We start from the raw sequence: 19,556 nt of genomic DNA on the forward strand, positions 1-19,556 counted from the left end.
CAAGGTCGGCAGTGCGACGTCGGCAATCATGGCGCGGGAGGCCCAGGCGCCGGCACAGAAATGCGGACCGGCACCGAAAGCGACGCTCTTGGCCGTATCACGCCGCACATCGAACTGGTCAGCGCGCTCAAAATGCTTCTCGTCGCGGTTGGCGGAGCCGAACATGAGGAATACGCGCTCATCAGTTTCGAACGCGACGTCGCGGATCGTCCAAGGCTTTGCGATGCGTCGCGGCGACATGCCGATCGGCGAGATCCAGCGGGCATATTCCTCGAAGGCCTGGAGCCACGTCACCTCGCCCTTGCGCACGAGATCGAGCTGGTCGGGATGGGTCAGCAGCGCCCACACCGTGCCGGCGATCGCCTTGCGCGGCTCGTTCTGACCGCCGGAGATCGCGAGTTTGACATTCGCGCGCACGCTCTCCATCGCCATGCCGGACGCGAGGAGCACGCCGAGGATACTCTGGTCGGGATGCTTGCGCATCACCGGCAGGATGTCGTCGATCGCGGCATCGATGCCCGACGTCGCCGCATGGCAACGCGCCTCGACGGCCGCGTCGCCGCTGTAATTGGCGATGCCCTCGATCATGCCCTGTGACCAGGCGTCCATGTCCGCAAAGCCGATATTGGTGAGGCCGGTGATCGACTTCAGGCATTCGCCTGAGAACGGCAACGCGAAGTCGCGCATGAAATCGATCCGCCCGGGCGCGATCGCGTCGATGATGCGATCGGCATGGGCCTGGAACAGCGCGGTCCAGTGCGCCTTCACCGTCTTCGGCGACACCGTTGGAAACATCGCGCGGCGCTCGACCTGATGCGCCTCGCCGTCCTTGCGCATCATGTTGTGGCCCATCAGCCGGTTCATCAGGCCCGCGGGCTGGTGCGAGGAGAACACGTCGATCTGCTTCTCGGAGATCGAGATGTCGTCGCGGCTGGTCAGCAGCGTCGAGCCCAGCTGCGGCACGAAGGCGATCGGCGCCTCCTTGCGCATCTTGGCGAGCATCGGATAGGGATCGGCCCAGAATGCGGCCGGGTCGATGTCGATGCGCGGCGCGGTGCTCAAGCTTCGCTCCATTGCTGGTTAGCCGCCAAGGCTAGCGGCTTCACGAGGCGCCGTCTGTCCCCAGCGATTGGGACAGCTTCAGTTCAGGCTGCGCGGGCCGGCGAGCAGGCGCAGCACGATCGCAAACAGCTCGCTTTGTGACGAGATGCCGAGCCGCTCATAGGCGCGCTTGCGATAGGTTAGCGTCGAATGCAGGCTGATGCCGAGCGTCTGCGAGATCGCCTCGGAGCTGAAGCCGGAGAGGATGCGCCGGCAAACGTCCTGCTCGCGCGGGGTGAGGCTGGCGAGCGGCGCGCGCGTCGCGAAGAGCGCGGCGAGAGACTGCTCGGTCGTCGCAGCCGAGCCGTGCTGGAAATGGCGTGCCACGCTCGCACTGATGGCCGGTGCGATGGCCTGAAGCCGCGCACGCTGGGGGGCGCTGAAGCGGCCCTGGACAGCGATGCGATAGAAATTGACGTAGAAGCAGGTGTCGTCGGCCCAGATCGCGGTCGCGCATTTGTCGACGATGCCGGAATCCACAAAGAACATTTTTCGGTAGCGGGCGCCGTACATGCGCGGCGCGAAGGCGGGCAGCACGAGCGTGGCGCGGCCCTCACCTTCGAACAGCGCATCGCGGTTGGGATCGGATTGGTGGAACTGGCCGGCATAGGCAGCGCCGAGATCGCCGCCGATCGGGATGTTGCCGGCATCGAGCAGGCAGTGTGCGGCGCCCGCGCGGCTCAGCGCGAACACCATGCAATGCCCGACCCCGGCCTGCCGACGCAGTGTATCGATCAGGACATCAGGAAAATCCGGACGACCGATGGCAAGCACCGCGGGTGTGACATCGCCAGCCGCCGGCTTTGCGGGCGTCCCGTGAGGGCGCATCGTTTTCTCCCCATCGCCTTTTGACGAAATTTATCAGCAATGGCCGCGCAGCGGAAGGCGGGTGTCGCCCGATATCTCCTGCCACGTCGCCGAGCCGGCGGACGAAGGGGCTCAGGAAGCACTTTTGCGCAGAATCCTGTCCATTGCTTTTCCCTTCGCCAGCTCATCGATCAGCTTGTCCAGGTAGCGGATCTCTCGCATCGTGGGTTCTTTGACGTCCTCGACCCGGACGCCGCAAACCACGCCTGTGATCAGGGTTCGCGAAGGATTGATCTTGGGGGCCTTCGCAAAGAAGGTTTCAAAGTCCGTCCCCTGCTCCAGTTGAGCTTCCAGTTCGTTCTGACCATAGCCTGTCAACCAGGAGATGACCTGATCAACCTCCGTTTTGGTGCGCCCTTTCTTCTCCGCCTTCGCAACGTAAAACGGGTAAACGCTTGCGAAGCTGGTGGTATAGATCCTGTGTTTCGCCATGACCACTCCATGGATCACTCGCTGCGGCCGAAGGCCGATACGATATCATCGATGGAGTTGCCTGTAGAGGTTCTGACTGAGAAGCCCCGCGAAGCAATATACGGCGGCAAATGCGCTCCATCAAAGCGCCCGTGATATCGGTCACTGAGCGTTCAAGGCAGTTGCGGCACTCTGCATCGTGCCAGCGCAATCACCTTCCGGGCGGCCGCTGAGGTGACTGTCTCGACAGTGTTTTGCCGGCATCCCCTGCTAGGTTAGCAGAATTCGCACCCAGCAGGGTATGCTCGGATGTGAAGCTTACTCCAAGGCAAAGGCGCAGCTATGTTCAAGGTCGAACCCACGCTTGAAAATCTCGCATCGCATATCCAGCGGCAGGACCGGTCGCTGAAGGCTATGAGTTGGAGCGTTTTGGGGGCTACGATCCTGGCGGCTGCGGCGATCATTTCATCGCAATGGCATGCGACCGCTAATGCCGATACAGTCAAGGCCAAGACCCTGTCTGTGGAAACAATTGCCTTGCGAAATGGCACCGGCAAAATCGTCGCCTTGATCTCATCCACTTCCGACGGAACGCCGCACATCTCGCTCTTGGATAGCCGCGAGAAGGTGCGTCTCAGCATCGGGCTTCGCCAGGATGGCGTACCTTCGGTGTCGCTCCTCGATACGGAGCAGGGTCAGCGGGCAGTGCTGTCCCTGAACGATCATCAGGATGCGTCCTTGACGATGTACAATGCTGCAAAACTTCCCCGTGCGACGCTCGCTGTGGACTCCGTCAGCTCGGGTCACATGGTTCTCTTCGGGACCGGCGGTGGTCTAAACTTCTCCGCTTTGGATGGCCGCGTGCAGTGGACTCCGGTGGGCGGAGCCGTTCAGAACATCCAGACGAAAACCGAATCCAAATAAACTCAGCCGGCCGCAGCGGCGAAAGACCCTACCCCGCCGCCGCCTTCGCCGGCGGAACGTTGATCGCGAGCTTGCCATAGCGGTCGGTGAACGCCTGCGTGTCGATCTCCTCGAGCTTGATCTCGCCGCTCATGACGCCCTGCTTCCAGGCCGCCTGCGCGGGATCGTTCTGGAATTCCGGCATCACCTCGCGGCCGAACAGCTCCAGCGATTCGCAGATGTGCTCGTGGCTGTTCTTGCCCGCCTGGTTCAGCAGGATGACCTGGTCGATATGCGAGCCCTGGAAGCGCTTCAGCTTCCTGCGGATCGTCTCGGGCGAGCCGATCAGTCCGCCGCGCAGCGCAGCCTCCTGCGCCTCGGGATTGTCGCGTTTCCACTTGTTGTACTCGTCCCACATGTTGACGGTATAGGGCGCCGGACGCTGGCGATTCTGCGACGCGCCGTAGAAGCGTAGCGCGAACTGGAAGAAGGTGGCGCCGTCGGCGCGCGCACGCGCCTCCTCGTCCGTCTTTGCGCACATGAAGAACGACACCAGCGCCATGTTCGGGTTGATCTCGTAGTCGGCGAGCTTGGCGAGACGCTTGGTCATGGCGTTGTAATAGGCGTGAACCCAGGCGTGCGCGGCGTCTGCGCTGACGAACTGGAAGCCGAGCGCACCAAAGCCATGGCGGCCGGCGCGCTCGATGGTCGGCAGCTGCGAGCAGGCCATCCACAATGGCGGATGCGGCTTCTGCACCGGTTTTGGCACGACGTTGCGCAACGGGATGTCGAAATATTTGCCGTGGTGCTCGCTTCCTGCGTCCTTGAACATCGGGAAGATCGCGGCGACGGCCTCCTCGAACACCTCTTTCTTGGTCTCCATGTCACGGCCGAACGGCGTGAGCTCGGTGATGGAGGCGCTCTCGCCCATGCCGAATTCGCAGCGGCCGTTGGAGAGCAGATCGAGCACCGCGACGCGCTCGGCGACACGTGCGGGGTGGTTGGTCGTGAGCTGGAGGATGCCGTGGCCGAGCCGGATGTTCCTGGTGCGCTGGCTCGCGGCTGCGAGAAACGATTCCGGCGAGGGCGAATGCGAGTATTCTTCGAGGAAGTGATGCTCGACAACCCAGGCGTGGTCGTAGCCGAGGCTGTCTGCGAGTTCCATCTGCGAGAGCGCGTTCTGATAGAGGCTGAGCTCGTCGCCGGCCACCCACGGCCGTGGCAGTTGCAGCTCATAGAAGATGCCGAACTTCATGACGCCGTCTCTCCCAGGTTTTTTTGCAGGTTTTCTTGCAAGTTTTCTTGCCGTTTATGTTTTTGTTGCGGGCATCTTAATGGGCGGGGCGGCGCTGTCTACGCAGTCGCAATTCCGCCTTGCGGGAGAAGGTGCTTTTCGGCACGGCGGCCATTCAGGACCACGCCGATGAAGGTGAAGCGCACCAGCAGATGATAGCTCGCCAGCATCGGAGGAAGCGCGACGACGAGAAGAACACCGAACTTGATCAGACCGGGCCAGTCGAGCTGCGACAGCGCGACCTGCAGCGCCATCACGATCGGCAGATGGATCAGATAGAGCCAGTAGGATGCATCGGCGAGATAGCGCCAGGTCGGGCTGAAGCCGGACATGAAGCGGAGCGCGAGGCCGATGACCGCAAAGGTCGAAATCCATATCGCCGGCGCATACAGGATCACGGAGACAAGCCGGAGCGTGGCGAAGCCGAAAGGCAGTTTCGGTGCACCCGGCGCGGACGTCATCGCCCCAACCAGCACGAAACTGATCAGGATCAGAGTGATTGCGAGCAGAAGATGCGGGAGCCAGCGCCGCTCAATCAGTCGCAGCAGATCGATCTGCCGATGCAGCAGCCAGCCGATCGCGAAGGCGGTGCCGAAGCCAATCCAGGCCTGCGCGTTGGTGACGAGCGATTGATCCGGCGTCCTCACGCCCATCACGTTGATCCAGCGTTGGTCGAGGCAGAAGGCGGCGCCGATCGGGATTGCCAGAACAAGGGGGGCCAGCGGACTTTTCATGATCCCGGCGAAGACGCGGTCAATCACCGCTCGCCACCTGCCTGACGCATTTAGCCAGACAAATGCGCCGCGCAGCAGCAGCACGACGACATAAAGCTCCAGCAGCACATAGATGAACCAGAGATGGGTCAGGGGGAAATTCGGCAGCACCGGTGGCCAGCTGCGGGACCAGCCGCCGTTCGGGAAATGAGACGCCCAGATCGCGATGAAGTACATGGGCGTGAACAGGATCGGCCAACCGATCACGAGCGGCAGCCCGATTCTCAGGAGCCTGTCGCGGACGAAGCCCCTGACGCCCTGGCGATGAAAGCTCATGCGCGCGAAGAAACCCGCCATCAGGAAGAAGGTCGTCATCCGGAAGACGTGGATGGTGAAGGTCAGCAGGCCCAGGAGCAGGCTTGGATGGGTGTCCTGGATGAACCAGAACCGGGGCGTGGCGGGCACGAACGACATGGCCGCGTGCAGGACGATGCCGAGCAGCAGGGCGCCGCCCCTGAGTGCGTCGAGAGCGTGCAGCCGGTCCGATGCAGGGGTGGCGGCGGTCGAAGGTGACATGGGTGGGCTCATTCGGCTGGCGAGAGGATCTGCCGGACAGTCTGCCCAATCCGGGCGCGGCGCTCTTGCCTGATCCAAAAATCGGCTAGCCGATTTCGCGGCGCGGCGGGCTAAGTTCAGCGCTGTCGGGCCGGCTCAGCGCCTCACGCCGGAATTCGGTCGGGGTCATGCCGGTTTCGGCCTTGAACGCGCGATTGAAAGGTCCGATCGACTGGAAGCCCGCATCCATGGCGATGGTCAGCACCGGGACGTCCCGTTGCGTCACGTCGGACAGCGCGAGCCTGGCGTCCTCGATACGGTAGCGGTTCAGGAAAGCGTTGAAGTTGCGATAGCCCAGCCCTTCATTGATCGCCTGGCGCAGCCGATGCTCGGGTACGTCGAGCCGAGCCGCGAGCGCCCCGATCGCGAGACCTTCCTGCCGGTAGGTTCGCTCCACCGTCATCAGATGGTCGAGGCGCCGGAGCAGGATCGGGTCGACGACGACCCGACCCGCGGCTGGGCCGGCGGCCGGGGGTTGCCTCCCCGCCTCGCCGGATGCGATCGCGGCCGTGGCGTCATTGACGGCCATCGCCGGCGCGCTGAACAGGCCGATGCCGGCAAGCATGGCCACCACGAACAGCCCGAGCGCGGTCGGGAGACTGCCCGGCGCGCCAGGAACCGCGACGGGAATTGCGGCGAAGCCGGCGACGGCGACGGTCGCGATGAGCACGACATTGATCGCAAGCATCGCCAGCCGCAGTCGGCGTCGCCGCGCGACCAGATCGGCTCGCCAGGTCTTGACCGTCTGAACCGCAGCAGCGAGGGCCAGCACCAGGGTGGCCAGAGCCAGGACTCGGCCGCCTGCGCCGGCCAAAGCGGGCCAGTTCGCCCAGGCCAGCGTGATCGCAAATCCGAAAACCACGATGCTCAGCCACAGGGCGCCGTGCCAACGCCTCAGCACGAAATCGTCGTCGAACGCCGCGCGCGCCCACAGCCAGAAGACGGCAGGCTGCGCGGACAGGATCGGCAACACCCACCACCACGCCGTTTTGGGGAGATTGGGCGCCGTCGCGATCGCATAGAACATGCCGCCTGCGCACATCGCGATGCCCAGCAAAGCCTGTTGGCCGGTTGCACGACGCAGCAAGGCCACGAGAACGATCAACAGGAACACGCCGCTGGCCGCGCCGCGAAGTCCGAGATCGATCGCCGTCAGCCCTGTCGCGTTCACAACCCGGATCCCCGTTCGATGCCAAACTGTCGCATCGCCTTCGCACGGGTACAACCCAAACTTGCCGTCGTGGCAACGGCCGCAGCGACAGCCGCAGATTGGCGGATTGATCCAGATCAACGCGGCAGCGGCCCGAATGCATCAAAAATGCAGCAAGGCAACGGCCCGGATGCCGTCCCAATCCCCCCATTCAGAGAGACGAGCATGTCGGCGCGTGACGACACGACCGGGCGTGTGCGCCGCAAGCGCATGGAGATTTTCGCATTCCTGTTCCTGACCGCGGTCGTGATGCCCGTCCTCGCGGTCGGAACGGTCGGCTCCTACGGCCTCGCCGTCTGGATCTACCAGATGTTCGCCGGCCCTCCCGGCCCACCGCCCTCCCTGCATTGATCCCTTAAAGCGAAAGACAGGCATCATGGCCCACGCCACACTCAACCGCCGTGCCTTGATCACCGGCCGGGTGCTCAGCGCCGAGCGCGTCATCGCCCCGCCCGGTTGCGAAATCGCCAGCATCATCGTGCAGGCGCGCCCCGAGCGCCTGGACCAGCTGGAAGCCGCGATCACCGCCCTTGCCGGCTGCGAGATCCACGGCCGCGACCCGCGAGGCAAGCTCATCGTCGTGACCGAGGCGCCTGATTCCGGCAGCCTCGGCACCCTGCTCAACACCATCCAGTCGCTGCCGGACGTCTATTCGGCGGCGCTCGTCTTTCACGCCATCGAAACGGCTTAAGGCCGGGAGAGTCGTCATGACATCGCCAAAGCTCGACCGCCGCCAGATGCTGAAGCTCGAGGCCGCCGCCATCGCGGCCGCCGCTGCGGGCATGCCGGCACCGGCGCTCGCCGCGAACCTCATCGCCGAGCGCGACGTCGCCGAACTGAAATGGGACAAGGCCGCCTGCCGCTTCTGCGGCACCGGCTGCTCCGTGATGGTCGCGACCAAGAACAACCGCGTCGTCGCCACCCATGGCGACACCAAGGCCGAGGTCAATCGCGGCCTCAACTGCGTCAAGGGCTACTTCCTCTCCAAGATCATGTACGGCCACGACCGCCTGACGCAGCCGATGCTGCGCAAGACAGGTGGCAAATACGACAAGAACGGCGAGTTCACGCCTGTGTCCTGGACCGAAGCCTTCGACATCATGGAGGTGAAGTGGAAGGAGGCGATCAAGAAGCGCGGGCCGAACGGCGTCGCCATGTTCGGTTCCGGCCAGTGGACGGTTTGGGAGGGCTATGCGGCCGTGAAGCTGTTCAAGGCCGGCTTCCGCACCAACAACATCGACCCCAATGCACGGCACTGCATGGCCTCCGCCGTGGCCGGCATGATGCGCACCTTCGGCATCGACGAGCCGGCCGGCTGCTATGACGACATCGAGGCCACCGACGCCTTCGTGCTGTGGGGCTCCAACATGGCGGAGATGCATCCGATCCTGTGGACGCGCCTCGCCGACCGCAGGCTCTCCGCGCCGCATGTCCGCGTCGCCGTGCTCTCGACCTTCGAGCATCGCTCGTTCGACCTCGCCGACATCGGCATGATCTTCAAGCCGCAGACCGACCTTTACATCCTCAACGCCATCGCCAACCACATCATCAAGACCGGCCGGGTCAACAAGGACTTCGTCGCCGCGCATACCATCTTCAGGCGCGGCCAGACCGACATTGGTTATGGTTTGAGGCCCGAGCATCCGCTGCAGAAGAAGGCGACAGGCGCGGCGAAGGCCAACGATTCCACCGAGATGAGCTACGACGAGTACGTCAAGTTCGTCTCGGACTACACGCTGGAGAAAGCGGCGGAGATGTCGGGCGTGCCGCTCAATCGCCTGGAGGCACTGGCCGACCTCTATGCCGATCCCAAGACCAAGGTGGTCTCGTTCTGGACCATGGGCTTCAACCAGCACACCCGCGGCGTCTGGTGCAACAACCTCGTCTACAACATCCATCTTCTGACCGGGAAGATCTCCTCGCCCGGCAACAGCCCGTTCTCGCTGACCGGCCAGCCCTCGGCCTGCGGCACCGCGCGCGAGGTCGGCACCTTCTCGCACCGCCTGCCGGCCGACATGGTCGTCACCAACAAGGAGCACCGCACCAAGGCCGAGCACATCTGGCAGCTTCCCGAGGGCACCATTCCCGACAAGCCCGGCGCGCACGCCGTGTTGCAAAGCCGGATGCTGAAGGACGGCCTGATCAATGCCTATTGGGTGCAGGTCAACAACAACCTCCAGGCCGGTCCCAACGCCAACGAGGAGACCTATCCGGGTTTCCGCAATCCCGACAATTTCATCGTGGTTTCGGACGCCTATCCCTCGGTGACGGCGCTCGCCGCCGATCTCATCCTGCCGACCGCGATGTGGGTGGAGAAGGAAGGCGCCTACGGCAATGCCGAGCGCCGCACGCAGTTCTGGCACCAGCTCGTCGCTGCCCCGGGCGAGTCGAAGTCCGATCTGTGGCAGCTCATGGAATTCTCAAAGCGCTTCAAGATCGAGGAGGTGTGGCCGGAGGAGCTGATCGCCAAGAAGCCGGACGTTCGCGGCAAGACGCTGTTCGACGTGCTCTACAAGAACGGCCAGGTCGACAAATTCCCGAGTTCGGAGATCGAGGACGGCTACGCCAACGAGGAGTCGAAGGCGTTCGGATTCTACGTGCAGAAGGGCCTGTTCGAGGAATATGCCGCGTTCGGCCGCGGCCATGGTCACGACCTCGCGCCGTTCGACGCCTATCACCGCGAGCGCGGCCTGCGCTGGCCCGTCGTCAACGGCCAGGAGACGAAATGGCGCTTCCGCGAGGGCAGCGACCCCTACGTCAAGCAAGGCACCGACGTGCAGTTCTACGGTTATCCCGACGGCAAGGCGCGGATCTTCGCCCTGCCTTACGAGCCGCCGGCGGAATCGCCCGACAACGAATATCCCTACTGGCTCTCCACCGGCCGCGTGCTGGAGCACTGGCATTCCGGCACCATGACGCGCCGGGTGCCCGAGCTCTACAAGGCCTTCCCCGAGGCCGTCTGCTTCATGCATCCTGACGACGCGCAGGAGGCGAAGATCCGCCGCGGCGACGAGGTGAAGGTGGTCTCCCGCCGCGGCTTCATCCGCGTCCGCGTCGAGACGCGCGGCCGCGACCGGCCGCCGCGTGGCCTCGTATTCGTGCCGTGGTTCGACGAATCCAAGCTGATCAACAAGGTGACGCTGGACGCCACCGATCCGATCTCGCTGCAAACCGATTACAAGAAGTGCGCCGTGCGCATCGAGCGGATGAACATGTCATGATGAAACGATTTGGAGTAGCGCTGCTCGCAGTCGCGATCGCGGCTGGCGCGAGTTCGCTGACCGCGCAGACGGTGACGTCAGGTCTGCGCGGCCCGACGCCGCTCAACGACGAAGGCCCGGCCCCGCCGATGCTGCCGAACCGCAACACCTCTGAAAGAGAAGTGCGCAACTATCCGGAACAGCCGCCTGTCATTCCGCACACGATCGACGGCTATCAGATCGACCTCAACGGCAACAAGTGCCTGTCCTGCCATGCGCGGGCGCGCATCGCGGAATCGCAGGCGCCGATGGTCTCGATCACCCACTTCATGGACCGCGACGGCCAGTTTCTGGCTTCGATCTCGCCGCGCCGCTTCTTCTGCACGGAATGCCACGTGCCGCAGAACACCGCCAATCCGCCCGTCAGCAACGACTTCACCGACATCGACACGCTGCTGTCGCGCGCAAGCCCCGGTGGCCGCCGATGACGACGACCGCTGATGAACCCGGCGAGGGACTGAAGGCCAGACGCGGCTTCGTCGCGCGAAGCTGGGACTTCGCGCGCGAGCTCTGGCAGGTGCTGATCCGTCCGAGCTCGGTGTTCGGGCTCGGCGTGCTGGTGCTGGCGGGCTTCATGGCCGGCGTGATCTTCTGGGGCGGCTTCAACACCGCGCTGGAATTGACCAACACCGAAAAATTTTGCACCGGCTGCCACGAGATGAAGGACAACGTCTACGCCGAGCTGAAGTCGACCATCCATTTCGCCAACCGCTCCGGCGTGCGCGCGACCTGTCCGGATTGCCACGTGCCGCACAACTGGACCGACAAGATCGCCCGCAAGATGCAGGCCTCCAAGGAGGTCTGGGGCAAGATCTTCGGCACGATCGACACCCGCGAGAAATTCCAGGATCACCGGCTCGAACTGGCGGCGCATGAATGGGCGCGCTTCAAGTCCAACGATTCGCTGGAATGCCGGAACTGCCACAGCGCCGATTCCATGGACATCACCAAGCAGTCGCCGCGCGCCTCGGTCGCGCACCAGCGCTTCCTGTTCACCAAGGAAAAGACCTGCATCGACTGCCACAAGGGCATCGCCCACCATCTGCCCGACATGCGCGGCGTTCCCGGCTGGCAATAGGGCGCCCCGCCCGGCTTGAACCAGCGGTGCGAATGGTTAGTTTTGGGGCTGGCGAATCGCTCCGTTTTCGCCCCCTCCTCAAGACAGACATGGCCACATTCACCCCGCATCAGGATGCCGCGCTCAAGGCCGTTGGCGACTGGCTCAAGGCCAAACCCGGCCGCAACGGCACGCCGCCGGTGTTCCGCCTGTTCGGCTATGCCGGCACCGGCAAGACCACGCTGGCGCGGCACATCGCCGACGGCGTCGACGGCGAGGTGAAGTTCGCCGCCTTCACCGGCAAGGCGGCGCTGGTCATGCGCAACAAGGGGTGCGACGAAGCCTCCACCATCCATTCGCTGATCTACCGCACCCGCGAATCCGGTGAGGAGCAGCCCAGCTTCGAGCTGTGGGACGACGCCCCGGCCTCCAAGGCCAAGCTGATCGTGATCGACGAATGCTCGATGGTCGATGCCGAACTGGGCCGCGACCTGATGTCGTTCGACTGCCCGCTGCTGGTGCTGGGCGATCCCGCGCAGCTGCCGCCGATCCAGGGCGGCGGCTTCTTCACCAATACCGAGCCGGACGCGATGCTGACCGAGGTGCACCGCCAGGCCCAGGACGATCCGATCGTGCGGATGTCGATGGACGTCCGCGAGGGCCGCGAGCTCGACATCGGCCGCTACGGCGAGAGCGAGGTGGTGTCGCGCAAGGAGCTCGATCCTGATCGCGTCATGGCCGCCGACCAGGTGCTGGTCGGCCGCAACAACACGCGACGCGCGTACAATATGCGGGTGCGCCAGCGCCAGAACATCGAGGACGTCTTCCCCGTCGCCGGCGACAAGCTGGTCTGCCTGCGCAACAACCGCAAGAAGGGCCTGTTCAACGGCGGGCTGTGGCGCGTGAAGTCGCGCAACACCTCGCGCTCGAAATCCCGCATTCTCAGCATGAGACTGTCGCCGGACGAGGATCTCGGCCACAAGGTGACGAAGGTCTCGGTGCGTGCCGATTGCTTCGAGGGCGGCGTCGAGGCGATCGCCTGGGAGCAGCGCAAGCCCTATGACGAGTTCGACTACGGCTACGTGCTGACCGTGCACAAGTCGCAGGGCTCGCAATGGGACGACGTCGTGCTGTTCGACGAGAGCTTTGCGTTTCAGGAGAGCCGGGCGAGGTGGCTGTACACGGGCATCACGCGGGCGGCGAAGCGGCTGAGCATCGTGGTTTGAAACTGCGGTAGTCCGGATGGAGCGCAGCGTAATCCGGGGTTAGCTCCGCGATCGTGATTCCCGGATTTCGCTGCGCTCCACCCGGGCTACGAAGTCACTTCCCCGCGACGAAATAAAAATCCTCGCGCCCCGGCGGCGAGCCGTAGGAAAACGGCTGCTGCTCGTGCTTGGTCACAAGCCAGACATCGTCGCGAACGATGTCGAACAGTTTTCGGATCTCGACGCGCGGCATCTTGATCTCGCGAGCGAGCGCGGTGGCGAACGGGCTGTCGGCGCCGCCGTCGCCATCCATCGCGGTCTCGCCGTGCTTGGCGGCGTAGACCACCATGAAGCCGGCGCCCGGCTCGATGTTGGAAAAGCCCTTGTCCACGAGCTTGAGCGACAGCGTGCGCTGCATGGTCGGCGCGAACGGATTGTCGCGACAGGCATCCAGCATCACCAGACGCACTTTTCGCGCAGCGCCCACCGCCGCGATCACCTGCTCCAGCGCGACCGCCTGGGTCTCGGCGTCCCTGTCGGCGGCGAGCTTGGCGTCGACGGGAACGAGATAATTCACGCCGCCGATCTCGAACCCGTGGCCGGCATAATAGACCACCGCCCAATCCGCCTTCTCCGCCTCGGCGGCAAACGTCTGCAACGCTTCGAAGAACTTGTCGCGGGTGAGGTCGCTGACGGATATCACGGTCTGGAAGCCGACATCGCGCAGCGCGGCTGCGATCATTTTCGAGTCGCGTGGCGGATTGGGCAAGGCGTGGACGTTCTTGTAGACGCCGTTCCCGATCACCAGCGCCACACGGCGCCCCGTGGATCCGGCCGGTGCCTGCGGGGTCAGCGCGGCCAATCGCTCCTGCGCGATGGCGCGGGCGCGCGCGACGTCGAGCTCGTCGAACTTCGTCAGCGAATAGGCCGCCGCACGATAGTCGGCACGGGCCTGGGCGAGATCCTTCTTGCGCTCGTAGATCTGGCCGCGACCTGAATGTGCCCGGACGTTGTTCGGGTTGATCTGGATGGCCGTGTGGTAGTCCTTCAGCGCGGCGTCGAAATCGCCCTTCAACATGTTGACGTCGGCGCGATTGTTGATCGCGTACGTGTTCTTCGGCTGCTTCTCGATTAGGCCGTTGCAGTCGGCGAAGGCCTGGTCGAACTTGCCCATCATGCCGTAGGTGATGCAGCGGTTGCCGGTGATCTGCTGCGCGGCCGGTTCGATCTTCTCGGCCTCCGCGAAATCGGCAATCGCGCCGTCAAAATCCTGCATCAGCGTGCGCACGCGGGCGCGGTTGGTGTAGCCGAGCAGGAACCTGGGCGCGTATTTGATCGACAGGTTGAAATCGTCGAGCGCGCTTTGCAGCGCACCCCGGCGCAACTGGATGACGCCGCGGTTGTTGTAGGGGACACCGTAGGTCGGGCGCTTCTGGAGCGCGAGGTCGTAGTCCGCCATCGCATGATCGTCCTGGCCCGTCCGCTCATAGGCGAGGCCGCGCAAATTGAGCGTGACGACGTTGTCGGGATCGAGGTCGACGGCCATGGACAAGGTCTCGATCGCGTGGACGTAGTCGCGCTTGTTGAGCAGTGTGTTACCGCGCACGGAGAGCGCGATGGCCTTGTCCTTGCCGGTGAGCCGGTCGGCGTTGAGCAGCTTGTCGCAGGCCTGCGCCCTCGCCTGTGCATCCGCCTGGCGGTCGCGGCAAATGGCGAGGTCGTCGCCGGGTTGCGGTTCGGCCGCCGCGAGCGAGCTCCAGCCGGCCAGGATGGCGAGCACGACGACGAGGGTCAGGGATGCCACGCGCAGCATGTTGTCAGGTCAGCTCCAGCCACGATTCTCTTAAGTCGATCACCGATCGCGCCGGTTCATCTAGCGCGGAGTTCCGGTCGTCGCCAAGCCGGGCCGCTGGAGGCGGCGCGTTTCACGGACTCGTGTCCCTCCGGCCGTAACAATCGCCCGGTCCGCCCGTATCTCGAATGTCCGAAAATGCCGGGCAGGCTGTTCGCCCGGCCCCAACCGCCCTAGACTGTCAGACCTTCCGAAAGAGGATCGCCATGCGCCGACCTGCCGTCCTGTCCCTGCTCGCCGCAACCACCGCCCTGACGCTGGCCTTTGCCGCGCCGACCCGGGCCGCAGAGGATGCGGTCGTGATCCCCGCTCCTGCCGTTGATGTGGCCCCCGCAAGCGGGATCCAGACCGCCGTGATCGCCGGCGGCTGCTTCTGGGGCGTGCAGGGCGTGTTCCAGCACACCGCGGGCGTCGTCAACGCGGTCTCCGGCTACGCCGGCGGCACCAAGGCGACGGCCGACTACCAGACCGTCTCGAGCGGCCGGACCGGCCACGCGGAATCCGTCGAGATCAAATACGACCCCAAGAAGATCTCCTACGGCAAGATCCTGCAGATCTACTTCTCGGTGGCGCACGACCCGACCCAGCTCAACCGGCAGGGCCCCGACACCGGTCCGCAATATCGCTCGGCGATCTTCACCACGTCCGACGAACAGAAGAAGGTGGCCGAGGCCTATATCGCCCAGCTCAACGGCGCCAAGGTCTTCAGCAAGCCGATCGCGACCAAGGTCGGCGCGCTGGAGGCATTCTATCCGGCGGAAGCCTATCACCAGGATTATCTGACCCTGCACCCGAACCAGCCCTATATCGCCTACAATGACCTTCCGAAGGTCGAGAACCTGAAAAAGCTGTTCGCGGATAACTATATCGAGAAGCCGACGCTGGTGAGCGCCAGCAAGGCCACCAACTGAAAAAACGGGAGACCCATGCCCGACACCAAGACGAAAACCACGGACGACAAGGTCATCAAGAGCGAAGAGCAATGGCGCAGCGAGTTGTCGCCGATGCAGTTCGCGGTGCTGCGCGAGAAGGCGACCGAGCGTCCCTTCTCCGGCGAATATGAGCACGACCACCGCGCCGGCACCTACACCTGCGCCGGCTGCGGCAACGTGCTGTTCGAGTCCGACGCGAAGTTCGATTCCGGCTGCGGCTGGCCGAGCTTCACCCAACCCGCCGTCGAGGGCCATATCGAAGAGGAGCGGGACGTCAGCCACGGCATGATCCGTACCGAGGTGCTGTGCGCCAAGTGCAGCGGTCATCTCGGCCATGTCTTCCCCGACGGCCCGGGGCCGACGGGCTTGCGTTACTGCATCAATTCCGCCGCGCTGAAGCTCGAACCCAAATAAACCTTGCGCGGCGCCGAGTTCCGTCATGGAACCCGGCGCCGCGATGTGCTTTTCTTCCCTGGTGGTGCGGCTGGCCATGGCGTGGCGGCGGCCGCCAGGGAGGATGCCATGACGCTTGGGACCATCCTGATCATCCTGGTGATCATTTATCTCGTCGGCGGCCTGTCGGGCCGCTTCGGCGGCTACGGCTACGGAATGGGTCATTCCGGCATGGGGATCGGCGGCCTCGTCTTGGTGGTGCTGCTCGTGCTGCTGCTCCTTGGCAAGCTGTAGACCATTCAAGTCGCTGATATTCCTGCAATTTCCCGGGCTGCGGAGCTGCCATGCGCAGATTCATCATCTCGCATCGCGGGGGTCGCAATTTTGTCGAAACGGGCTATATTAGAGGACGAAAATGACATGTGCGGCGCCCACTCAATCGTGGCCTCTGCCCGTCCCAACCCCACGCGCTTAAAGCCCCAGAGAGATCACGAGGTCTTTGACCATGCGTCCACTGCGTCCGTTCAACTTCAACACTTCCGCCGAACTCTTCCCCGCTGCGATCCGCAAGAAGAAGCGTGCAGGCTTCACCTATCGCCGGTTCGGCACCGCGGCCGAAGCCGTCCAGTTCGCGATGGAGCAGTTGCCGACGGATTCGCTGAACGGCGCCTATCTCCAGGTCGAAGAAGCGCGCTTCGACCAGAACGGCATCCGGTCGCTCTATGAGAGCGAAGCCTTCCCGCTGCCCCGCCACCGCAAGCCGGTGGAAGCCAGCACCGACGCTGCCGACGCGGCGTAAGTTTTCGTCACGCCTCCGATGTGCGCTGAAAGCGCGATGGCCCGAAAGGCCGTCGCGCTTTTTGCGTTTTGGGGCGTGTCAGATGCGAGGCTGCTTGTCGAGCCAGCGGCGGAGCAGGCGCACGTTGCGCATGTTGGCACGGAACATGACGTCGAATGCGTCGCCCGCGAACGGGACGATACCGACGACGCCGTCGAGGGCGACATTTCCGAGCATGCGCGCGGTGATGTACCAGGGCGCCCCGAGCGCCCTCGCCTCTTGCACCAGCCAGAGCGAGATCGCGGTGGTGATGATGTCGCCGACGACGGGGATCAACCCGATCAACCCATCGATGCCATAGCGGATGTTGGTTCCGGGCAGCACGAAGGCGACGTCGAGCAGCTTTGCGATCGCCTCGATCCGCGCGATCCGCTGCTCGCGCGTTAGATTGCCAAACGGGTTGCCGGCGAAGGGACTGTCCTTCCCGAACTCGAAGCGAAATTTGCGAAAGCCCTGCCCCAGCGTTTCGGGCCGGATCTCGTGACCGTCCTGATCGATGATCGGCCCACGCCCGTCGGTGCCCGAAGAGGCCGCACCCGAGCGGCTTCCCGAACGGGATCGACGCGGAGCAAGAATATCGTCATCGGACATGGTCATGGCCTGTAGGGAACGCGCCAGCGCGGCGGAGGTTGCTGCGGCGTGATCGAAGGTCGCGCCCTCAAGTCTGTGCCGCCGCCGGCTGCGGCTCCGCGACATATTTATGCACGAGCCAGGATGAAATCACCGCCGGCACGAACCCGACGAGGCCGTACAGGATGAACTGCACCGCGCCCGAGTCCGGCCCGCGCGAGCTGTAGGTCAGCGAGGCCAGGATGAAGGCGAACACGCCGACCAGCAGCATCCGCAGCACCGGGCCGATCCGGCGGACGTGGACCAGGATATCGTCGACCGCACCGATCATCAGCGAGGGCAGGAAGCCGAACAGATAACTGTATTGCAAGGATTTGAAGAACACCGCGAACAGCTTGCCGACCTCAGCGAGACTGGTCTGGGTCCAATAGCCGGACTGATAGGTCGTCGTCAGCAGCAGCAGGAACCCGCCCACGAACGGGCCGACCAGCGCAAACACGAGATAGCGTTTCATCAGGCACCCTCATCCTTCACCTTACTATAGCAGCGCCGCGGGAACCTTGAATAGCGGGGGGGTGCGGGCTCTGCGCTGGGAACAAGCGGCATAGCGACGGACTTGAAACTCACCTGTCAGATTTGGAGCCGCCGATGTCCCGCAAACTGTTCTTCCTGGCGACGATCGCACTGACGGCCGTGAGCGGCCTGTCGAACGCGCCCGCTCTCGCACAAGGCCATATGGGTTCGCCGCAGGAGCAGCAGGCCTGTTCGCGGGACGCCTCGCGCTTCTGCCGCAAGGACCTCGGCAATGACGGTGCGGTGCAGGCCTGCCTGCAAGCCAACCGGGCCAAACTGTCGCGGTCTTGCAGCAAGGTCTTTCAGAGCCACGGCATGTGAGGACCGGAACCATCCCCGGCGAACGGAGAGTGAAGCCATGTTGCGCGACGAACAGCTCTCGATCCTCAGGGACATCAGCCAATCCATCGCCTTTGCCGACGACCGGCACGGCAAGATAGGCGAGCTGATCGCCGACGGTTACGTGATGAAGGACGGAGATCTGTTCGAGCTCACGGCAAAGGGCGTTACGGCGGTCGAAGAGCATGCAGCGCTTGGCGCAAGCGATGTGGAACAAGCGAGCGTATCCTCCGATCGGTTGATCTGATCGCACGCGAGTCGCGTTGTGCGTGACGTGCGCGCAACAATTGCGAATTCCTTTTTGCCTGCCATTGCGGTCGCGCAACAATGGCGCATACTTGGCTCGGGCGGCGCAGCACTTTTCGATTCGAACATCACCAGAGATCGAGCAACCACATGCGGGATTGAGGTCCCGGCGTGATGGCTGAGACATGCGGCAGGTCAAGCCGCGTGCGGCGCCCCAAAACCAAGTGGCTCAAGCCCACGGAACTCGGGGACGCATTCTACATGACACGCAATCAGACGATCGCAACTCTCTTCGCCCTCGCCACCACCGCCATCGCAATCCCGACATCGCCAAGCTTCGCGTTCTCGTCCGAAGCGCAGCAGATGTGCTCGGGCGATGCGATGCGGCTGTGCTCCAGTGAGATCCCCGACATCCCCAGGATCAGGGCCTGCATGGTGCAGAAGAAGGCTCAGGTCAGCCCGGGCTGTCGCGCCGTGATGGACCGCGAGCACGCCGCCGCGACAGGATCGCGCAAGCGGGAAGCAGCCGCGCAATAGAGAGAGCGTATCTGCGGCCATCCTGAGGGCCCGCCCAAGGGGCGGGCCCTCAGGATGAGGTCTCGTTTCGCGGCGAGATATCAAACCCTCATGGTGAGGAGCCCGCCAAGGCTGGCGTCTCGAACCATGCAGGCCGAGGTCTCACGGAGTAGAGATCTAGTCGCCCCACTGCGCGAAGGCGTCGTTGAAGGCGCGCTCGCCGGGAGCGCCCTTCTCGATGGCGATGATGGCGCGGCGCTGGTTGGCGTAGACCAAGGGCACGTCGAACCAGGAGCGCTCCTTCAGCAGCTGGACGTTGCGGCTGCGGTCGGCATCGACGTTGGAGAGGCCGACCAGGAAGAAGCCGTCGGTGACCTTGACCGCGAGGCCTGCGAGCGGCGTGCCGCGTGCCTGCTCGTTCGACTTCATCAGGATGCCCGGCACGTTGGAAACGCCGCCGCCCGGAAAGTCCGGCGGCAGGACGAAGGTCAGCTCCGCGGTGTGGCTCGCCGGCAGCGAGGAGTCGGTGTTGCGGCGGAACGACATCGTCATCTTGAACTTGCGGTCGGGAATCTCGATGTCGGCGCGCACGGCGACGTCGGCCTTCTGGTTGCCCGACGCCTTGATCGGCTCGAGCCGCCACACCACCGAGCCGACATAT

Annotated in this window: 23 protein-coding genes and 1 pseudogene; 14 read left to right on the forward strand and 10 right to left on the reverse strand. The window is 64.1% G+C overall.

Annotated features, from left to right (window positions below; translation table 11 throughout):
* From IVB32_RS18925 to IVB32_RS18935, 3 genes are all read right to left on the reverse strand, one after another.
* Positions 1–1,062 (reverse strand): cytochrome P450 (locus tag IVB32_RS18925; protein ID WP_247410913.1); only part of this gene is annotated, 1,062 nt, incomplete at its 3' end.
* A gap of 78 nt (positions 1,063–1,140) precedes the next feature.
* Complete coding sequence (locus IVB32_RS18930) at positions 1,141–1,929, reverse strand: helix-turn-helix transcriptional regulator (protein WP_247366705.1); 789 nt, start codon at positions 1,927–1,929, stop codon at positions 1,141–1,143.
* 111 nt (positions 1,930–2,040) lie between these two features.
* Positions 2,041–2,400, reverse strand: coding sequence for a DUF2200 domain-containing protein (locus IVB32_RS18935; protein WP_085395137.1), 360 nt, complete (start codon positions 2,398–2,400; stop codon positions 2,041–2,043).
* A gap of 321 nt (positions 2,401–2,721) precedes the next feature.
* Between IVB32_RS18935 and IVB32_RS18940 the strand changes: the two genes are divergently transcribed.
* Positions 2,722–3,303, forward strand: coding sequence for a hypothetical protein (locus IVB32_RS18940; RefSeq protein ID WP_085359406.1), 582 nt, complete (start codon positions 2,722–2,724; stop codon positions 3,301–3,303).
* A 28-nt stretch (positions 3,304–3,331) separates the two neighbouring features.
* Here IVB32_RS18940 and IVB32_RS18945 read toward each other — a convergent pair whose 3' ends face one another.
* The 3 genes from IVB32_RS18945 to IVB32_RS18955 form a co-directional block, all read right to left on the reverse strand.
* A complete protein-coding gene (locus tag IVB32_RS18945) occupies positions 3,332–4,537 on the reverse strand; it encodes an LLM class flavin-dependent oxidoreductase (RefSeq protein WP_085359408.1) in 1,206 nt (401 codons plus the stop codon).
* A 98-nt stretch (positions 4,538–4,635) separates the two neighbouring features.
* Entirely contained in the window at positions 4,636–5,865 is a 1,230-nt protein-coding gene (locus tag IVB32_RS18950) for an acyltransferase family protein (RefSeq protein WP_247410916.1), read from the reverse strand.
* Between the two features lie 85 nt (positions 5,866–5,950).
* On the reverse strand, positions 5,951–7,075 hold the full coding sequence (locus tag IVB32_RS18955; protein ID WP_247337663.1) for a helix-turn-helix domain-containing protein: 1,125 nt from the start codon (positions 7,073–7,075) through the stop codon (positions 5,951–5,953).
* 204 nt (positions 7,076–7,279) lie between these two features.
* On the opposite strand from IVB32_RS18955, the gene napE reads away from it, so the two are divergent.
* From napE to IVB32_RS18985, 6 genes are all read left to right on the forward strand, one after another.
* Positions 7,280–7,465, forward strand: coding sequence for a periplasmic nitrate reductase, NapE protein (gene napE, locus IVB32_RS18960; protein WP_085349182.1), 186 nt, complete (start codon positions 7,280–7,282; stop codon positions 7,463–7,465).
* Positions 7,466–7,490: 25 nt separating this feature from the next.
* Positions 7,491–7,805: a chaperone NapD gene (locus IVB32_RS18965; protein ID WP_085349181.1), complete on the forward strand. Its 315-nt coding sequence runs from the start codon at positions 7,491–7,493 to the stop codon at positions 7,803–7,805.
* Between the two features lie 16 nt (positions 7,806–7,821).
* A complete protein-coding gene (gene napA / locus IVB32_RS18970; RefSeq protein WP_247337662.1) occupies positions 7,822–10,335 on the forward strand; it encodes a nitrate reductase catalytic subunit NapA in 2,514 nt (837 codons plus the stop codon).
* The gene (locus IVB32_RS18975) at positions 10,332–10,802 is read left to right on the forward strand and encodes a nitrate reductase cytochrome c-type subunit (protein WP_007614113.1); all 471 of its coding nucleotides are present in this window, start codon (positions 10,332–10,334) and stop codon (positions 10,800–10,802) included. Before napA ends, IVB32_RS18975 begins: the two co-directional genes overlap by 4 nt.
* Entirely contained in the window at positions 10,799–11,452 is a 654-nt protein-coding gene (locus IVB32_RS18980; protein WP_085349178.1) for a NapC/NirT family cytochrome c, read from the forward strand. Before IVB32_RS18975 ends, IVB32_RS18980 begins: the two co-directional genes overlap by 4 nt.
* Before the next feature lie 89 nt (positions 11,453–11,541).
* On the forward strand, positions 11,542–12,657 hold the full coding sequence (locus tag IVB32_RS18985) for an ATP-dependent RecD-like DNA helicase (RefSeq protein ID WP_007596183.1): 1,116 nt from the start codon (positions 11,542–11,544) through the stop codon (positions 12,655–12,657).
* 94 nt (positions 12,658–12,751) lie between these two features.
* Here the strand turns inward: IVB32_RS18985 and IVB32_RS18990 are convergent, their stop codons facing one another.
* Positions 12,752–14,449, reverse strand: coding sequence for a tetratricopeptide repeat protein (locus tag IVB32_RS18990; RefSeq protein WP_247410918.1), 1,698 nt, complete (start codon positions 14,447–14,449; stop codon positions 12,752–12,754).
* Positions 14,450–14,694: 245 nt separating this feature from the next.
* Here IVB32_RS18990 and msrA point away from each other — a divergent pair, with 245 nt between their 5' ends.
* The 4 genes from msrA (at position 14,695) to IVB32_RS19010 (ending at position 16,612) form a co-directional block, all read left to right on the forward strand.
* Complete coding sequence (gene msrA / locus IVB32_RS18995) at positions 14,695–15,399, forward strand: peptide-methionine (S)-S-oxide reductase MsrA (RefSeq protein ID WP_018453864.1); 705 nt, start codon at positions 14,695–14,697, stop codon at positions 15,397–15,399.
* Between the two features lie 15 nt (positions 15,400–15,414).
* The gene (gene msrB / locus IVB32_RS19000; protein WP_018453863.1) at positions 15,415–15,834 is read left to right on the forward strand and encodes a peptide-methionine (R)-S-oxide reductase MsrB; all 420 of its coding nucleotides are present in this window, start codon (positions 15,415–15,417) and stop codon (positions 15,832–15,834) included.
* A gap of 108 nt (positions 15,835–15,942) precedes the next feature.
* The gene (locus tag IVB32_RS19005) at positions 15,943–16,107 is read left to right on the forward strand and encodes a DUF3309 family protein (protein WP_083926348.1); all 165 of its coding nucleotides are present in this window, start codon (positions 15,943–15,945) and stop codon (positions 16,105–16,107) included.
* A 211-nt stretch (positions 16,108–16,318) separates the two neighbouring features.
* On the forward strand, positions 16,319–16,612 hold the full coding sequence (locus IVB32_RS19010; protein WP_007596188.1) for a hypothetical protein: 294 nt from the start codon (positions 16,319–16,321) through the stop codon (positions 16,610–16,612).
* Between the two features lie 78 nt (positions 16,613–16,690).
* On the opposite strand, the gene IVB32_RS19015 is transcribed toward IVB32_RS19010, so the two are convergent.
* The gene (locus IVB32_RS19015; protein ID WP_247366711.1) at positions 16,691–17,248 is read right to left on the reverse strand and encodes a DUF4112 domain-containing protein; all 558 of its coding nucleotides are present in this window, start codon (positions 17,246–17,248) and stop codon (positions 16,691–16,693) included.
* Between the two features lie 61 nt (positions 17,249–17,309).
* Positions 17,310–17,735, reverse strand: a complete 426-nt coding sequence (locus IVB32_RS19020; protein ID WP_085349175.1) for a DUF5413 family protein — start codon at positions 17,733–17,735, stop codon at positions 17,310–17,312.
* A 134-nt stretch (positions 17,736–17,869) separates the two neighbouring features.
* On the opposite strand from IVB32_RS19020, the gene IVB32_RS19025 reads away from it, so the two are divergent.
* From IVB32_RS19025 to IVB32_RS19035, 3 genes are all read left to right on the forward strand, one after another.
* Positions 17,870–18,115, forward strand: a complete 246-nt coding sequence (locus IVB32_RS19025; RefSeq protein WP_085384905.1) for a cysteine rich repeat-containing protein — start codon at positions 17,870–17,872, stop codon at positions 18,113–18,115.
* Between the two features lie 37 nt (positions 18,116–18,152).
* Positions 18,153–18,380: a hypothetical protein gene (locus IVB32_RS19030; RefSeq protein WP_018453858.1), complete on the forward strand. Its 228-nt coding sequence runs from the start codon at positions 18,153–18,155 to the stop codon at positions 18,378–18,380.
* A 260-nt stretch (positions 18,381–18,640) separates the two neighbouring features.
* Positions 18,641–18,916, forward strand: a complete 276-nt coding sequence (locus tag IVB32_RS19035) for a hypothetical protein (RefSeq protein WP_051112961.1) — start codon at positions 18,641–18,643, stop codon at positions 18,914–18,916.
* 156 nt (positions 18,917–19,072) lie between these two features.
* On the opposite strand, the pseudogene IVB32_RS19040 reads toward IVB32_RS19035, so the two are convergent.
* Positions 19,073–19,556 (reverse strand): annotated as a pseudogene (locus tag IVB32_RS19040) (hypothetical protein); the annotation flags it as partial.

The sequence above is a fragment of the Bradyrhizobium sp. 23 genome (genome assembly GCF_023073295.1).
Classification (GTDB): Bacteria; Pseudomonadota; Alphaproteobacteria; order Rhizobiales; family Xanthobacteraceae; genus Bradyrhizobium; species Bradyrhizobium canariense_D.

Bases quoted from the DNA above. Each gene is read 5' to 3' on its own strand.
- IVB32_RS18940 (WP_085359406.1), top strand. From the start codon at position 2,722: ATGTTCAAGGTCGAACCCACGCTTGAAAATCTCGCATCGCATATCCAG.
- IVB32_RS19025 (WP_085384905.1), top strand. From the start codon at position 17,870: ATGTCCCGCAAACTGTTCTTCCTGGCGACGATCGCACTGACGGCCGTG.
- IVB32_RS18935 (WP_085395137.1), bottom strand. From the start codon at position 2,400: ATGGCGAAACACAGGATCTATACCACCAGCTTCGCAAGCGTTTACCCG.
- IVB32_RS18965 (WP_085349181.1), top strand. From the start codon at position 7,491: ATGGCCCACGCCACACTCAACCGCCGTGCCTTGATCACCGGCCGGGTG.
- IVB32_RS18980 (WP_085349178.1), top strand. From the start codon at position 10,799: ATGACGACGACCGCTGATGAACCCGGCGAGGGACTGAAGGCCAGACGC.
- IVB32_RS19010 (WP_007596188.1), top strand. From the start codon at position 16,319: ATGCGTCCACTGCGTCCGTTCAACTTCAACACTTCCGCCGAACTCTTC.
- IVB32_RS19005 (WP_083926348.1), top strand. From the start codon at position 15,943: ATGACGCTTGGGACCATCCTGATCATCCTGGTGATCATTTATCTCGTC.
- IVB32_RS18950 (WP_247410916.1), bottom strand. From the start codon at position 5,865: ATGTCACCTTCGACCGCCGCCACCCCTGCATCGGACCGGCTGCACGCT.
- IVB32_RS18985 (WP_007596183.1), top strand. From the start codon at position 11,542: ATGGCCACATTCACCCCGCATCAGGATGCCGCGCTCAAGGCCGTTGGC.
- IVB32_RS19015 (WP_247366711.1), bottom strand. From the start codon at position 17,248: ATGACCATGTCCGATGACGATATTCTTGCTCCGCGTCGATCCCGTTCG.
- msrB (WP_018453863.1), top strand. From the start codon at position 15,415: ATGCCCGACACCAAGACGAAAACCACGGACGACAAGGTCATCAAGAGC.
- IVB32_RS18975 (WP_007614113.1), top strand. From the start codon at position 10,332: ATGATGAAACGATTTGGAGTAGCGCTGCTCGCAGTCGCGATCGCGGCT.
- IVB32_RS19035 (WP_051112961.1), top strand. From the start codon at position 18,641: ATGACACGCAATCAGACGATCGCAACTCTCTTCGCCCTCGCCACCACC.
- IVB32_RS18990 (WP_247410918.1), bottom strand. From the start codon at position 14,449: ATGCTGCGCGTGGCATCCCTGACCCTCGTCGTCGTGCTCGCCATCCTG.
- IVB32_RS18930 (WP_247366705.1), bottom strand. From the start codon at position 1,929: ATGCGCCCTCACGGGACGCCCGCAAAGCCGGCGGCTGGCGATGTCACA.
- IVB32_RS18945 (WP_085359408.1), bottom strand. From the start codon at position 4,537: ATGAAGTTCGGCATCTTCTATGAGCTGCAACTGCCACGGCCGTGGGTG.
- IVB32_RS19020 (WP_085349175.1), bottom strand. From the start codon at position 17,735: ATGAAACGCTATCTCGTGTTTGCGCTGGTCGGCCCGTTCGTGGGCGGG.
- msrA (WP_018453864.1), top strand. From the start codon at position 14,695: ATGCGCCGACCTGCCGTCCTGTCCCTGCTCGCCGCAACCACCGCCCTG.
- IVB32_RS19030 (WP_018453858.1), top strand. From the start codon at position 18,153: ATGTTGCGCGACGAACAGCTCTCGATCCTCAGGGACATCAGCCAATCC.
- napE (WP_085349182.1), top strand. From the start codon at position 7,280: ATGTCGGCGCGTGACGACACGACCGGGCGTGTGCGCCGCAAGCGCATG.
- napA (WP_247337662.1), top strand. From the start codon at position 7,822: ATGACATCGCCAAAGCTCGACCGCCGCCAGATGCTGAAGCTCGAGGCC.